The 12,915-nt window shown below is 48.9% G+C and carries 17 protein-coding genes; 7 read left to right on the forward strand and 10 right to left on the reverse strand.

Translation table 11 applies throughout. The features are described from left to right. The first annotated feature begins 37 nt into the window (after positions 1-37). Positions 38-256 carry a hypothetical protein gene (locus H6859_01515; protein USO05909.1) on the forward strand — a complete coding sequence of 73 codons (219 nt, stop codon included), beginning with the start codon at positions 38-40 and terminating at the stop codon, positions 254-256. Here the strand turns inward: H6859_01515 and H6859_01520 are convergent. Further along, positions 253-969: a folate-binding protein YgfZ gene (locus H6859_01520; protein ID USO05910.1), complete on the reverse strand. Its 717-nt coding sequence runs from the start codon at positions 967-969 to the stop codon at positions 253-255. The two genes, H6859_01515 and H6859_01520, sit on opposite strands and share 4 nt — an antisense overlap. On the opposite strand from H6859_01520, the gene H6859_01525 reads away from it, so the two are divergent. Continuing rightward, positions 968-1,933: a glycosyltransferase family 9 protein gene (locus H6859_01525; GenBank protein ID USO05911.1), complete on the forward strand. Its 966-nt coding sequence runs from the start codon at positions 968-970 to the stop codon at positions 1,931-1,933. The genes H6859_01520 and H6859_01525 overlap by 2 nt on opposite strands. Here the strand turns inward: H6859_01525 and H6859_01530 are convergent. Further along, a complete protein-coding gene (locus H6859_01530) occupies positions 1,930-2,466 on the reverse strand; it encodes a hypothetical protein (GenBank protein USO05912.1) in 537 nt (178 codons plus the stop codon). The genes H6859_01525 and H6859_01530 overlap by 4 nt on opposite strands. A 115-nt stretch (positions 2,467-2,581) precedes the next feature. Then, a complete protein-coding gene (locus tag H6859_01535; GenBank protein ID USO05913.1) occupies positions 2,582-4,378 on the reverse strand; it encodes an ABC transporter substrate-binding protein in 1,797 nt (598 codons plus the stop codon). Between the two features lie 22 nt (positions 4,379-4,400). Between H6859_01535 and H6859_01540 the strand changes: the two genes are divergently transcribed. Together H6859_01540 and H6859_01545 are read left to right on the forward strand one after the other, a co-directional pair. Then, on the forward strand, positions 4,401-4,931 hold the full coding sequence (locus H6859_01540; protein ID USO05914.1) for a macro domain-containing protein: 531 nt from the start codon (positions 4,401-4,403) through the stop codon (positions 4,929-4,931). 121 nt (positions 4,932-5,052) lie between these two features. Next, positions 5,053-5,610: a hypothetical protein gene (locus tag H6859_01545; GenBank protein ID USO05915.1), complete on the forward strand. Its 558-nt coding sequence runs from the start codon at positions 5,053-5,055 to the stop codon at positions 5,608-5,610. On the opposite strand, the gene H6859_01550 is transcribed toward H6859_01545, so the two are convergent. After that, positions 5,607-6,608 (reverse strand): adenosine kinase, encoded by a 1,002-nt coding sequence (locus tag H6859_01550; protein USO05916.1) that lies wholly within the window; start codon positions 6,606-6,608, stop codon positions 5,607-5,609. The genes H6859_01545 and H6859_01550 overlap by 4 nt on opposite strands. 86 nt (positions 6,609-6,694) lie before the next feature. Between H6859_01550 and H6859_01555 the strand changes: the two genes are divergently transcribed. After that, a complete protein-coding gene (locus H6859_01555) occupies positions 6,695-7,273 on the forward strand; it encodes a TetR family transcriptional regulator (GenBank protein ID USO05917.1) in 579 nt (192 codons plus the stop codon). Here H6859_01555 and H6859_01560 read toward each other — a convergent pair. Then, on the reverse strand, positions 7,270-8,151 hold the full coding sequence (locus H6859_01560; protein USO05918.1) for a hypothetical protein: 882 nt from the start codon (positions 8,149-8,151) through the stop codon (positions 7,270-7,272). The two genes, H6859_01555 and H6859_01560, sit on opposite strands and share 4 nt — an antisense overlap. Positions 8,152-8,326: 175 nt before the next feature. Here H6859_01560 and hemA point away from each other — a divergent pair, with 175 nt between their 5' ends. Further along, positions 8,327-9,559: a 5-aminolevulinate synthase gene (hemA, locus tag H6859_01565; protein USO05919.1), complete on the forward strand. Its 1,233-nt coding sequence runs from the start codon at positions 8,327-8,329 to the stop codon at positions 9,557-9,559. 123 nt (positions 9,560-9,682) lie between these two features. Here the strand turns inward: hemA and H6859_01570 are convergent, their stop codons facing one another. The 5 genes from H6859_01570 to H6859_01590 form a co-directional block, all read right to left on the reverse strand. Then, positions 9,683-9,862 carry a hypothetical protein gene (locus tag H6859_01570; GenBank protein ID USO05920.1) on the reverse strand — a complete coding sequence of 60 codons (180 nt, stop codon included), beginning with the start codon at positions 9,860-9,862 and terminating at the stop codon, positions 9,683-9,685. A gap of 77 nt (positions 9,863-9,939) precedes the next feature. Continuing rightward, complete coding sequence (locus H6859_01575; protein USO05921.1) at positions 9,940-10,434, reverse strand: hypothetical protein; 495 nt, start codon at positions 10,432-10,434, stop codon at positions 9,940-9,942. A gap of 7 nt (positions 10,435-10,441) precedes the next feature. Next, a complete protein-coding gene (locus H6859_01580) occupies positions 10,442-11,008 on the reverse strand; it encodes a response regulator (GenBank protein USO05922.1) in 567 nt (188 codons plus the stop codon). Positions 11,009-11,104: 96 nt separating this feature from the next. Beyond that, complete coding sequence (locus H6859_01585; protein ID USO05923.1) at positions 11,105-11,653, reverse strand: sulfopyruvate decarboxylase subunit beta; 549 nt, start codon at positions 11,651-11,653, stop codon at positions 11,105-11,107. Further along, entirely contained in the window at positions 11,650-12,165 is a 516-nt protein-coding gene (locus H6859_01590) for a hypothetical protein (protein ID USO05924.1), read from the reverse strand. The genes H6859_01585 and H6859_01590 overlap by 4 nt, the downstream gene beginning before the upstream one ends. Before the next feature lie 206 nt (positions 12,166-12,371). Between H6859_01590 and H6859_01595 the strand changes: the two genes are divergently transcribed. Further along, positions 12,372-12,803: a metallopeptidase family protein gene (locus H6859_01595; protein USO05925.1), complete on the forward strand. Its 432-nt coding sequence runs from the start codon at positions 12,372-12,374 to the stop codon at positions 12,801-12,803. Positions 12,804-12,915 lie beyond the last annotated feature (112 nt).

Consider the following 12,915-nt stretch of genomic DNA (forward strand, 5'->3'; position numbering starts at 1 on the left):
TTACGGCCTTTCTCACAGTGATAAAAGGGATGGTGTTATGAGTGAAAATACGGACAAAAAAGAAAAAGATGGTGGTTGCGGCGGCCATTGTGGCTGTAAGCATGGCGAAAAAGGCGAGCAGAAGAACGGGGAAGTTCTGAAAACCTTCGATATGTATCATTTCTTCAGCCGTAAAGATGTAATTTTCGTGATGGCCTTTGTTATTGCATTTTTAATTTTTACGTTGGCGGTTAAGTTGGCGCCAGAGATTATTTAGGATTTCACTAAAGCTATTCCGATATCACCGCAGGTGGAGCGTAGTTCTGCGCCGTTGGGCAGGTCGCTGAGCGAGACGGTTTGCAGGCGCTTTTTACCGAGGCCGCGATAGTGCATGCGGGCGGTGAGTTCTTGTCCGACATAACAACCCTTTTGGTAATCAATCGCATTGAAGCGGTCCATATTTCCTTCATCCATTGTTGATTTTTCGGGGATGAGATCGCGGCTGCCATCGGGGATGGTCAGCTCAATGCGGCAGCGGTCCCATTCTTCAAATGGTTTTTCTGGCATATTTTTTTGATCTCTTTGATCTATAAAAAAGCAGCGGTCTCCCATTTTGGAGTGGCGAGGATCCGGCCAGCCGTAGTTTCGACCGAATACCGCATAGACATCTTTATGTTCATCGAGTGAGAGTGTGACCGATTTACGAAGTTTGTATGTGTTTAAACGTTCAAAAAGATCGCGGGCGCGCGCCCCGCCTTCACAGTCGATGAGAGTTGTCTCTTCAACGCTTTCAATTACAAAAAAATCATGCAGAAATTTGCCTTGCGGGCTAAGCAGGCAGGCATAGAGTGATTTTTCAGGGGTTAGTTTTTCAATATCGTTGGTGATGAGGCCTTGGAGGAAGGCGTAACGGTCTGGGCCATCCAAGTAGATAAGACCGCGGTTTTTCAGGGTTACGAAGAATGGTTTTTCTGGCATATTGGTTTCCATGAAGATCCTTTTTATCACATCTTCGCGCATTGGCGATGCCGTTTTATCGACCGGATTGTTGCGCCATATCGAGCAGCGCTATCCAGATGCGCGGGTCACTGTTGTTTGTGGGCCGCTTGCGGCTTCGTTATTTGAGGGCTATCCGCTTTTAGAGCGCCTGGTTTCCTTTAAGAAAGAAAAGCATAATATGCATTGGGTCAAGTTGTGGCGACAGGTTGTCGAGATGCGCTGGGACATGGTTGTGGATTTGCGCAATTCGGCGGTTTCGCGGCTGATTATGGCCAAAGAGCGATATATTTTTGGCGGTTGTGCAGTTAAGGCCGGGCATAAGGTGGAGCAGAACGCAGCTGTAATGAAGCTGGGGCACCAGGTGCCGGGGCCGAAATTGTGGTTTACGGATGTGCAGAAAGAAAAGGCGGCGGCGCTTATTCCTGAAGGTGGGCCGGTGTTGGGCGTTGGGCCGACGGCGAACTGGATTGGCAAGACCTGGTCGGTTGAACGGTTTGTTGAAGTGGTGCGGTTTATGACGGGTTCGGGTGGTGTGATGGAAGGTGCGCGTGTGGCGGTGTTTGGTGCGCCGGGTGAGGAAGACGATGCGTTGAAAGTTCTGGAAAGCATTCCTGAGGAGCGGCGGATTGACTGCATTGCCAAAGGAACGCCGGGGGATGCGGCGGCGGCCATTGCACGGTGTGATTTTTATCTGGGCAATGATTCCGGTTTGATGCATGCGGCCGCTGCGGCGCTGGTGCCAACACTCGGGCTGTTTGGGCCGAGCTATGATTTAATTTACCGGCCATGGGGCGGGTATGCTGATTTTGTACGTACGCCGGAGAGCTTTGATCAGTTGATTGATTTTGGAGGGTATAATTCAAAGACTCTGAACCATACGCTGATGGGGTCACTGAGCGTAGATGCTGTGAAAGATAAGATTACCGAGATGTTTGAAAAACGCAAAGCGGCTTAATCGTTCAGATCGCTGTAATCGCCAATATCGTTGCTTGTTTGGTGGCGGCTTTTTGTTTTTGCTTCGTCAGATTTTTCATGATAATCGACGTGGGCGCGCAGGTAGTTCTCGCGGCCTTTACGGCTGACATCAAAGGGGACATGTTCAACGCGTTCCCATCCTCTTTCTTCCATGCATGATTCAAAGTTCGTGTAATTGGAGTGTTCAGCGTAGAGATGTTTGTTGCGTTCAGGCGTATCCCAGTCGTAAAGCTCTTGCTCGTCAGGGTTGAGGGTTCGGCCTCGAAAGTCTGTTGGAATTGCGTCTTTGAGCGTGCCGAGACGTTCAAGCTCTCGCAAATCGATAACGCAGCGTGAAATATCGCGGTTTAGCATTTGTTGGGCTTTGGGGCCTTGCATGTAGATCGAGTCGGAAACGTTGGCGCGCTGCCAGAACTGCCCGCCAATATCACCGATTTCCTTGCCTGGTGTGCAGGCAGTGATGGCGACTACAGATACTAAACCAAAAACCAGAGCGTGGTGTTTTTTGAACATTGAAGTGCGTTCCTTAAAGACTCATAAACGATTCAAACCTGGGGAGATCATAGCAAGGGCGCATGGGCGGCTCAATCATCATTTACGAAAGCTTACGGATTGTCCCCATTACTCTTTAATTTTTTCCGGGCATCCACCATGTTTCTATGACCATGCCGTAAAGCGGAGTGGTTTCAGGGCTGGTGATGGGGGGCCAATAACCGACATAATCAACGCCGCTATAATAAAGCGGAATGATGTAATGGCCATGAACCAGAATTCGATCCAGTGCACGCATGCGGGCCACTAGTTCTTCACGGGTTTCGGACGAAGCGATGCTGCCGGCCAGCGCATCGATAGTTGGACTGCAAATGCCGGGGAAGTTCCAGCGCGCCGGTTCATTCGCTGCTTTGCAGGTCCAGTAAAGGTTTTGTTCCGTGCCAGGCGAGAGGGATGAGAGCCAGTAATAAATCGTCATATCGAAATCATATTCATTCAGTCGTCCGCGATAGGCAGCTGCATCCAATACGCGAATTAGAACTTCGATGCCCATTTTTTCCAGAGCGCGTTTGAAATGCAGGGCGATTTTTTCATTCTCCGGCGCATCGACGATGATCTCAAAACTGAATGGCTGGCCGTCTTTGACGCGTTTGCCGTTTTCGACAATCCATCCCGCGTCTTTGAGCATTTGATCGGCCTGACGCATTTTTTCACGCGGGCTTTGTTTTTTTATGTCCGTGGGATGCAGAAAATCGAAAAGAGAATCAAAAATTTCCGGTGGCAGATCGTTCCGCCAGAGGTTCAGAATGTCCAGCTCCATGCCTTGTGGTGTTCCTGTGGCCGCCAGTTCTGAGTTTGGAAAAAAACTGGCGGAGCGTTTATATTGCCCGTGAAAAATATTCTTATTGATCCACTCAAAATCAAAGAGCAGGTTCAGGGCCTTGCGCACGCGGATGTCATCAAAAGGTGTGCGCCTGGTGTTGAAAATGAGGGCACGAGCGCGTTCCGGGCGACCATGGGGCAGGGCTTCGAGTTTTACGTGCCCATCCTTTGCCGCCGGGAAGTCGTAAGCGCTGGCCCATTTTCCTGCGTCCCATTCGCGGCGCAGGGAGAGATCGCCTGTTTTAAAAGCTTCAAATGCGACCGTGTCGTCGCGATAATATTCGTAAGTGATTTCATCAAAATTATGATGGCCGACATTAGTAAGCAAGTCTTTGGCCCAGTAATCGGGGACGCGCTCATATGTAATCCGGCGGCCCGCATCAAAATCTTTGATGCGGTAGGGGCCGTTGAGAACAGGGATATCAAGTGTGGTTTGGTCGAAGGTCCGGCCTTCCCAATACGCCTTGGACAGGACCGGCATCCTGGCGATAATCATGGCGGTTTCCCGGTCGTATCCTTCTCCGAAATGAAAGTAAACGGTGAGAGGATCGCGCCGGATGACCTGATCGACGAGACGGTAAATCTGGCGCATATTTGGGCGCCCGGAGGCTTTCAGCGTTTCAAAGGAAAAAATTACGTCATCTGCGGTGATGGGGCTGCCGTCATGAAAGCGGGCTTTGGGGTTAATGTGGACAGTTATAGAGGAGCGGTCTTCTGGTATTTCAACGCTTCGGGCAATGAGCGGGTACGTGGTGAAGGGTTCGTCCCAGACGCGCGCCATCAGGCGGTCATAAACGAGATTAAGGCCTTGAGCGGCCTTACCTTTAATGGAAAAGGGGTTGAGCGTGTCGAATGTGCCAATGGCTGCAATTTTGAGCTTTCCGCCTTTGGGGGCATCGGGGTTGGCGTAGTCCAGGTGCGCCGCGTTCGCGTCGTATTTTGGCTGACCGTGCATGGCAAGGCCGAAAAGCATGTTTTTTTGCGCCCAAGAAGCCGAAAAAGAGCAAAAAAGTAATAGAACGGTAATATATATCAGTTTATTATAATGCATGGGGTTATTCATAGCAGAGGCGGTGCGAGCCTCCAATTCTTATTTAGATCGTATCGAGCTTGTGCAGGGAAATATTGCTGCTCAGGAAACCGATGCCGTTGTCACTTTACTTCCGCAAACGCTCGAGTATAGGGGGAGCGTGAATAAAGCGATTCAGCGTGCTGCCGGGCACCGCATGGACGAATTTTTGTATCGGAATGTGGTCAATCCGCAAGCGGGGGATGTTTATGCTGTTCCTGGATTTAAAATGGGATGCAGGAACGTGTTTTTCGCGATTGTGCCAGTTTGGAAAGATGAGTGGGACCGTCATGACAGGCAGTTGCTGAATGCGGCGCGCAAGACGATGGAACTGGCACGGAGGATGTCTTTACGCTCTATTGCATTTCCGCCTATCGGGGCTGGGCAAAAAGGCTTCCCGAAAGAGCGGGCGGCGCGGTTGATCATCCAGGGGATTGCCGACCGGCTGGATGCCGATTTTGATGAAGTGCGCATTGTATGCCAGTGTTCGGAAACGATGCAGATCTTTGAAAAGCGTTTGCGTCGTTCTTTTTAGGCTGCTTTAACCTTGTTATCAACGTTTTTTTAAGCTGCTTCAGCCCCAAATGTATCATTGACAAGCTGCGTACAACCACATAATTTTCTATAAAAAAATAACTGTGTTTTGAGATGTTCTTATGGAAAAATGGAAGAAAAAATTTGCTGGTCAAGCCTTCGCTGCGGCCACATTAACAGGCGTAAGTCTATGGTCTGGATTTGCTACGAAATCTTTTCTAGATGAGCGAGATGTTTTACGTTCTGGTCCGGAATGGGATGGTTTGGTCGCGGAATTTAAGCCGCTTTATCGTGAGTACTGTGAGAGAAGTTTACTGTCTTCGGATCTTCGGGCGGCGTTGGAAAATCAAAGGGAGCAAATTGTTCAGCGCGCTGTTGATAGTAGTTCACCTGTTTCGCTTAGGGATTATGTATTTTTGTCGGGAAATGTACCTTTCCCGTCAGAAGAGCGTATAGGGAAATGTCAGTCTGAAATAGCCATGGCGGCTGCTCAAGATGCTGTATATGAGGGTGGAAGAAACAAGTTAGCATTTACTAGTTTGGCGGTTCTGTCAGGTGTATTGTCTGCAGGGTTCGCTTTAGTTAGTGCGCGTAGCGCTGTTCGTACTTACCGTCGCCGGGAAGAGGACGAACCGGTGCAAGGGCCGAGCGCTTCTGCGCCAACGTCTTCTCACTCTTAAGCTGCTTTTGCTATTAGCTCTTTATAGGAATGCTCTGGGCGCGGACCCATGTGGCCGATGACTTCGGCGGCGGCCAGAGCGCCAAGCTTTCCGCAGGTTTCAATGTCTTTCCCGGATGTGAATCCATAGAGGAATCCGGCAGCAAACTGGTCACCTGCGCCGGTGGTGTCGATGACTTCGGATACAGGCGCGGCGGATATTTCATAAGTTTTTTCACCGTTCCTAATGACCGCGCCTTTTTCGCTGCGCGTCATGGCGGCGATTTCGACATGTTTGCTGACAGCGCTGGCGGCATCTTCAAAATTATCCTGCATGAAGAGGGATTTTATTTCTTCTTCGTTGGCGAAGAGAATATCGATATGGCTTTCTACCAGCCGCAGGAAATCGGAGCGGTGGCGGTCAACGCAGAATGGGTCGGACAGCGTAAGGGCGACGCGGTGGCCGGCGGCGTGCGCGGTTTCGGCGGCGTATATAAAGGCTTGTTTAGCGGTGTCACGATCGAACAGATAGCCTTCCAGATAAGTGATTTTGGCTTTGGCGATGAGATCTTCGTCAATATCACCGGGAGTAAGTTCAACACTGGCGCCTAGAAAAGTGTTCATGGTGCGCTGGGCGTCTGGCGTTACGCAAATAAGGCAGCGGCCGGTTTTTGCACCCATAATCAGGGGCTGGGTATCAAATTGAATTCCTAAGGAGCGTAAATCATGTTGGAATATTCTGCCGAGATCGTCATCCGCGACTTTGCCGATAAACCCTCCTTGTCCGCCGAAAGAAGCAAATCCTGCCATGGTGTTGCCAGCGGAGCCGCCTGAGCTTTCGATACCGGCTGGCATTTGGGCGTAAAGCTCTACGGCGCGGGCTTCATCTATAAGGGTCATCGCGCCTTTTTCCATGCCATAGCGGGCGTTTTGGTCCTGAACAAAGGCTTCGTCAGTCTGGCTGAGGACATCGACCAAAGCATTTCCTACGGCGACGACATCAAATTGCGGTTGTGACATTTATTCATTCCTTTTGTGATTCATAAAAAAGCTGTTAAAAGATGTAGCGAATTAAGAACGCCGCGCCAAGGAGAGAGTTTAAGCCGATGGCAAAAAAAACTGAAAAAGATTTGAAAAGCACAATTGTTTTAAAAGCGTTAGAGCAGGCCGAGCAGATGGGCTGGGCGAATGTGGCGCTTTCGGATGTTGCGGAGGCGGCCGGAGTGTCGCTGGCGGAGCTGTTTGATTTGGTTGAGGATAAGGCGGATATTCTTGCGTTGTTTGGCCGGATGATTGACCGGCGCGTTTTGGAAGCTGTCAGCAAATCGGATCCCAGCGTTTCCGAACGTGACCGGTTGTTTGACATCATGATGGAGCGTTATGAGGCTTTGAATGATTACCGGGCCGGGTTGGTTTCAATTTTGGAGAGTTTTCGTTTTGATCCCAAGCAAGCGCTTATTTCCGCGCCGCATCTTTGCCGTTCGATGAGCTGGATGCTGGAGGCTGCGGGGCTTGAGACATCGGGGGTGCGCGGCGCGTTGAAAGTCGCAGGACTGACGGGGGTTTATTTGAAGACTTTGCGCGTGTGGCGCGATGATGAGAGTGCGGATCTGTCCAGGGTTATGGCGGCACTGGATAAAGATTTAGGCCGCGCCGAGCAATTTGCCAATACGCTTGGGTTTTAGCTTTCTTTTTGAGCTTGCAGCGCTTTGATGCATTCATCGACCATGTCGCTAAAAGGTATGGCATCATAGGCGCCGTTAACCGAGGCGGTGAGGCTGGCTGCGATGTGAGCGCGTTCGATTGCTTTTTCGAGGCTTAGGCCCATATCTATTCCGGCGGCGAATGTTCCGCAGAAGGTGTCTTCAGCACCTTCGGGGTATTTCCAATTTAAGGCTTCGTGAGCGGGTTTTGGTACCTTGGATGGCGGGCCTCCTTCTACAATTAATTCGCAGCTTCCGTCAGTGCTTATGAATATCGTTGTTAAGTGTTTAGCCTTCAGTATGTGATTGAGCGCTTTTTTGGAGGCTGATGGTGCGATCAGATAATCCAGGTTCGCAAGATCTTCGTCTGAGATGTAGGCTTTTGGGGCAAGATTTAAGATCGTTGTGGCTTCAGCCTTTTTGGCTGTGGCCAGAAGTTTGGAGTTTTCTTCCATGTTGATTTCGGTTTGCAACACTACAGTGCTATCGCTGTTTAATGTTTCCATAGGAAGTTGGTGGGCTTTGGTATAGGCGCTGGCCCCCATGGCCAAAATTGTGCGATTTTCATCGACGATTCGAATGGACGTACCGGTTTGCAGCTTCTCTGCCTTGGCTACGCCGGAGGTGATAACACCATGAGTGCGCAAGCGCAGAAGGATATGTTTGGCCAGTTCATCATCCCCCATTTTACCGGCCAGTGCGGTTTTTGCACCTGCTTTGGCTGCGGCCAAGGCTTGCAGGGCCCCCTTGCCGCCGATGCTGTTTTTGTAATGTTTAGCGTAGTGGACAGCGCCAAAAGTTTCTTCCGGGTCTGTGGTGATGCGGATGGATTGCAAGATGGCGCCGAATACGAAAATCATGTTTTTTGTGTCTCCAGTCTTGAAATCCTACGGTTGTGTGATAAGAAAATCAACGAACGCTAGTCAAGTGCAGTTGTTCCAGATTATACTAGGATGCTTTCTTACGAAAGCCTTGTCTTTGCAAGATTATACCGAGGCGCATCAGGGAGTGTAAAAAAATAAGGATAATGCCATTATGACCGATAGATTTGATTACCATACTCATTTTGAAGGCTGCGTTGACCAGGTTAAACAAGAAGGGCGTTATCGTTATTTCGCTAACTTGGAACGCAAGGTTGGGGATTTTCCCCGTGCGATCTACCGCATGCCGAATGGTCAATCAAAAGAAGTTACGATCTGGTGTAATAATGATTATCTCGGGATGGGGCAGCATCCGAAGATTTTGGCAGCGGCGCGCGCGGCACTGGAGAATTCTGGCTCTGGCGCAGGAGGTACGCGCAATATTTCCGGGACAACCTGTTATGTTGTGGAGTTAGAAGAGTCTGTTGCCGATTTACACTCTAAAGAAGCGGGGCTTGTGATGTCTTCTGGCTATGTTGCCAATGAAGGTGCTTTGGGTACGCTCGGTAAATTGATGCCTGAATGCGCTTTTTTCTCTGACGAGCTTAACCATGCGTCGATGATTCATGGAATTAAGGACAGTAAGCAGCAGAAATTTATTTATCGTCATAACGATATGGGGCATTTGGAAAGTCTGCTGAAATCTGTTGATTTGGATCGGCCGAAAATTATTGCTTTTGAATCGGTTTATTCCATGGAAGGCGATATTTCCCCGATGGAAGAAATATGCGATTTGGCGGATAAATATAACGCATTTACCTATCTGGATGAGGTACATGCGGTGGGAGTTTATGGTCCGCGTGGTGGCGGTGTTTCTGAAGAGCGCGGCCTGATGGACCGGATTGATGTGATTGAAGGGACGTTTGGTAAAGCTTATGGTGCGATGGGCGGTTTTATTACCGGCGATGCGGTCATTATTGATGCGGTGCGTTCTTATGCGCCGAGTTTTATTTTTACCACTGCGCTGCCGCCGGCAGTATCTGCGGCGGCGATGGCGGCGGTTGAGCATCTAAAAAATTCTGATGTAGAACGCCAGAGGGTGCGGCGAAATGTGAAGCTGCTGAAAGACGGTTTGACGCAGGCCGGGCTAAAATTCCTGCCGGGGGATAGCCATATCGTGCCGCTCATTGTCGGGGAGCCGAATTGCTGCCGTGAGCTGACGGATATTTTGATGAATGATCATGATATTTATGTGCAGCCGATTAATTATCCGACTGTGCCCAGAGGGACGGAGCGGTTGCGCTTGACAGCCACAGCCGCGCATTCGGAAGAAGATGTTCTCCATATGGTTTCTACGTTACGGCATCTGTGGGAAACCAATCACCAGCTTATGCAGATTGCGGCTTAAATCACCTTTGCCGGACGCGAGGTGACCGCTTCGCGGACGTAATGTTTTCTAGCCAAGCTTTGCTTGAAGAAACCCTAAAAAGCCCGCTGGTGGGCGGGCTGTTTTTTCAAATTATATTCGGTTTTATGCGCTGGTGTTGATATTGGTGCCGCGGGTGCTGGAAATGGGCGCAGAGCGGGCGGCATCATCAAGGATTTGCACTAAAGCCTGCGCTTGATCTGCGGATTGCTTGATCACGGACAGGGCCACATTCTGCCTGAGAATGGCTCGTTCTGCGGCTATCCCTGCGGGCACTGCTGTCATAGGCGAATCCTTTCCTTCCTACCTCTTATTATCCTATCAAAAAATTAAGATTCCTTAAAGTCTGAAGAGAGGGTTTTTTAAGTTTTGTATTTTTTGAAATAGCGGGTGCAGGCTTTGTGAAGCTCTTGTACCAAGGTATAGCCTTCCGGGCCGCCATCACCTTTGAGATCGTTTTTGATGATGATTTGAATGGCATTTTCATGAGCTTTAATGATTTCAATGGCTTCGGTATTGTACTCATGGACGGCTTCCATAAACTGCAGGCAAATGTCAGCGACGTCTGTGAGGAGGCAATATTTAAACATACCTCCATTGGCTTTAAGTTGCATGACCGGGTGGATCATTTTTTCCTTATTGAAAACCTTTTTGCTCTTGATGCTCTGGATGGCATCATTTGTGGCTTTGTCGAGAGTTATCGCGAGTTTTCTGGCTTCAGGACGGAAGTCCATTTCAAAATTATTGATGACTTCTTGTGCCCGTTGGATACGTTCTTCAGAAATACCTCCGCCGCCGACTTTCATTTTTAGTCGGTTGGGAGGGGTGATGAATTTTACGTTTTGTGTGTTTTTCATAGTTTACTCAGATTTTTTGTGCTTCTTCACTTAATTTCTTTAAAATGTTCAGAGCTTCGGGGGTGTTTTGGGTCGGTGTGTTCACCGGGTCTTCATCGCGGCGGCGTGGACCTTCGTAGCCCTTGCCGCTTTTACGGCGGCGATCGGGGCCAAAAAATTCTCCTGTATCTACGAATTTTCTGGGTTTTTCTATGATCTGGAAAACTCTGGCATAGAGATCCTGCGCCGTAAAAGGTTTGACTAAAAATTCTGTGATTCCATTGTCCCGCGCGCCTTCAACGCGAAGCTTTGAGCTGAATCCTGTCATCATAATAATAGGGACGTAAGGGTTAGGGGACCTGGGGTCTGTGCGAACTTTTTTAGTGAACTGGAGGCCGTCCATCGGTTCCATGATCCAATCGGTTATGATGAAGTCCGGATCGTGCTTGCAAAGCAGGTTAAAGGCTTCTTCTCCATTTTGTGCGGTGAAAATATGAGTGAAACCGAAGGTTGTTAAGATGCTTTTCGTTAATGTCAGCATAGGCTTCATATCATCAACGAGTAAAATTTTAACATCATTAAGATTGTAAGGCATATGATTCGCATGCTCTCGGGTTATTGGTGAATATCAGTAAAGTCTGTTTAACGTACTGAATTACTTCTCAGTTTTCATTCTAGCACAGCCAAGTGTTTACCCCAAATTATTTAAATAGGCTTTAAAACGGTGATGAACATCTATGGCATTCATGCCCAGGTCCGGAGGAAGTTTTCCGGGGGTGATTTCCGCGTGGATGAAATGCGGGCCGGACAGCAGGTCAAGGTCTTTCATGTCCTTGAGCGCTATGTTGCTTTGAAAGCCCGGACAGGCCAATGATATGTGGTTCCAGTTTATACCTCTGGTTGGTGTAGGAAGTGATTTTGTGAATTCGTAGATGCTATTATCCATCACAACTACGCTCAGGTTTTTTGGCGCTGCATTGGATATTGTGGCCAGTGAGCTGAGATTCATGCCTAGTGCGCCGTCTCCGCAAGCGGCGATGACGGCGCGGTCTTTACATGCCATTGCTACGCCCAGGGCTACGGAAGAGGCCATGCCCATAGGGCCGGAGAGGTAGAGGTTTTCCGGGCGGTCTTTGGCTTCTTTCAGCCAGAGAGATTGTGAGCCAATATCGGCAACAATCAGAGCATTGCGGTCTTCGGCGATCTTTGTGAGCCTTTCAAATGCTTCGGATTGTTTCATGCCTTTAGCCCTTCTGAGAGGGTGATGAAGGCTGGCTCGCCTGCGCCTTCCGAGCGTGCGATTGCTTTGGGAATGTTGAGTGGCAAATTTTCCCACGATGAGGGATAAACGAATATATTCACTGCCCGCGTAAGTGCTTCGAAACTTTTATATTTATTGGGGTCATAGCTGTTTGAATCGTTGATTCCGCCGCGATGGGCAATCAGGCAGACAAACGGCGTTTGGTATTTTTGGCAAAGCGTTGTGAAGGCGCCTACAGAGTTCAGGAAGCCGGAATTTTGCATTAAAACCAAAGCGCGCTGTCCGCTCATGGCCGCGCCTGCGGCGATGCCAAAACATTCTTCTTCGCGTGCGGCGGGGATGTAATCGAAACGTTTGTCTTCGCTCAGTCCGTTAATCATGGGTACAAGCCAGCCATCAGGTACGCCAGTGGCCAAGTTTATGTCGTGTTTATCCAGAGCGTCTAGAATGGTTTTAATCATGGTTTCATACTGCTCAATCTCTTTTGTCATTGCAATAGTTTGTCCAGAGATAATGCGTTTGATTCGGCGGGGTATGTGGATCAATTTTTTCAATTGTTGTGTGGGGCATTGTCCGTATTCCTTTTTGAGCGTAGCATGAAGGCATTAAAGAATCATTGTGGTTTTACGGCCTTCTTCACGGATGTTTTGTGATATTTGCGTGAGGAGTTGGCCGAGTTCCATGAGAGGCAAAGCCGATGAGTGCAAAACAAATCATTATGAATTTTACGGTGCCGCCAAGTATTGATGATCTCAATGTAATGGCAGCTTCTATTCTTGAATCTCTTCCCGAAGAATTGCTTGAATTTTGCGACAGTCTGGCGATTTCGCTGGATGAATTTCCTGATGAAACGTTGGAACAGGAGCTTGAGTTGGAAGATACATACGAATTGTTGGCGCTCTATCGCAGTGGAAAGGAGATTTCTCCCGGTGTTGAGAAAAAAACGGCGAATGATGAGGATGTGTTGGTTCTGTTCCGTCGGCCTATTCTTGATATGTGGTGTGAAATAGGAGAGGATCTGGGCGGTTTATTGCGGCAAGTTATGATTGAGGAGCTTGGTAAGTATTTCGATTTTTCTGAAGATGAGATTGAAGAAATGAGCGAGCGTCATTATCAGGGCATGCTTTAGTCCTTTACATTTTTCTGCAGAATTGAGTGTGCGTGGTATTTTTGTTCTTCTGGGACTCAATTCAAATTATGCAGTTTTATCAAGCTTGTGATAGACTATAGAAGGTATGATA

It is taken from the genome of Rhodospirillales bacterium (assembly GCA_023898785.1).
GTDB lineage: Bacteria > Pseudomonadota > Alphaproteobacteria > Micavibrionales > Micavibrionaceae > TMED27.

Bases quoted from the DNA above. Each gene is read 5' to 3' on its own strand.
- H6859_01570 (USO05920.1), bottom strand. From the start codon at position 9,862: ATGACAGCAGTGCCCGCAGGGATAGCCGCAGAACGAGCCATTCTCAGG.
- H6859_01595 (USO05925.1), top strand. From the start codon at position 12,372: ATGAGTGCAAAACAAATCATTATGAATTTTACGGTGCCGCCAAGTATT.
- H6859_01585 (USO05923.1), bottom strand. From the start codon at position 11,653: ATGAAACAATCCGAAGCATTTGAAAGGCTCACAAAGATCGCCGAAGAC.
- H6859_01520 (USO05910.1), bottom strand. From the start codon at position 969: ATGGAAACCAATATGCCAGAAAAACCATTCTTCGTAACCCTGAAAAAC.
- H6859_01580 (USO05922.1), bottom strand. From the start codon at position 11,008: ATGCCTTACAATCTTAATGATGTTAAAATTTTACTCGTTGATGATATG.
- H6859_01535 (USO05913.1), bottom strand. From the start codon at position 4,378: ATGCATTATAATAAACTGATATATATTACCGTTCTATTACTTTTTTGC.
- H6859_01525 (USO05911.1), top strand. From the start codon at position 968: ATGAAGATCCTTTTTATCACATCTTCGCGCATTGGCGATGCCGTTTTA.
- H6859_01560 (USO05918.1), bottom strand. From the start codon at position 8,151: ATGATTTTCGTATTCGGCGCCATCTTGCAATCCATCCGCATCACCACA.
- H6859_01515 (USO05909.1), top strand. From the start codon at position 38: ATGAGTGAAAATACGGACAAAAAAGAAAAAGATGGTGGTTGCGGCGGC.
- H6859_01545 (USO05915.1), top strand. From the start codon at position 5,053: ATGGAAAAATGGAAGAAAAAATTTGCTGGTCAAGCCTTCGCTGCGGCC.
- H6859_01590 (USO05924.1), bottom strand. From the start codon at position 12,165: ATGACAAAAGAGATTGAGCAGTATGAAACCATGATTAAAACCATTCTA.
- H6859_01530 (USO05912.1), bottom strand. From the start codon at position 2,466: ATGTTCAAAAAACACCACGCTCTGGTTTTTGGTTTAGTATCTGTAGTC.
- H6859_01575 (USO05921.1), bottom strand. From the start codon at position 10,434: ATGAAAAACACACAAAACGTAAAATTCATCACCCCTCCCAACCGACTA.
- hemA (USO05919.1), top strand. From the start codon at position 8,327: ATGACCGATAGATTTGATTACCATACTCATTTTGAAGGCTGCGTTGAC.
- H6859_01550 (USO05916.1), bottom strand. From the start codon at position 6,608: ATGTCACAACCGCAATTTGATGTCGTCGCCGTAGGAAATGCTTTGGTC.
- H6859_01555 (USO05917.1), top strand. From the start codon at position 6,695: ATGGCAAAAAAAACTGAAAAAGATTTGAAAAGCACAATTGTTTTAAAA.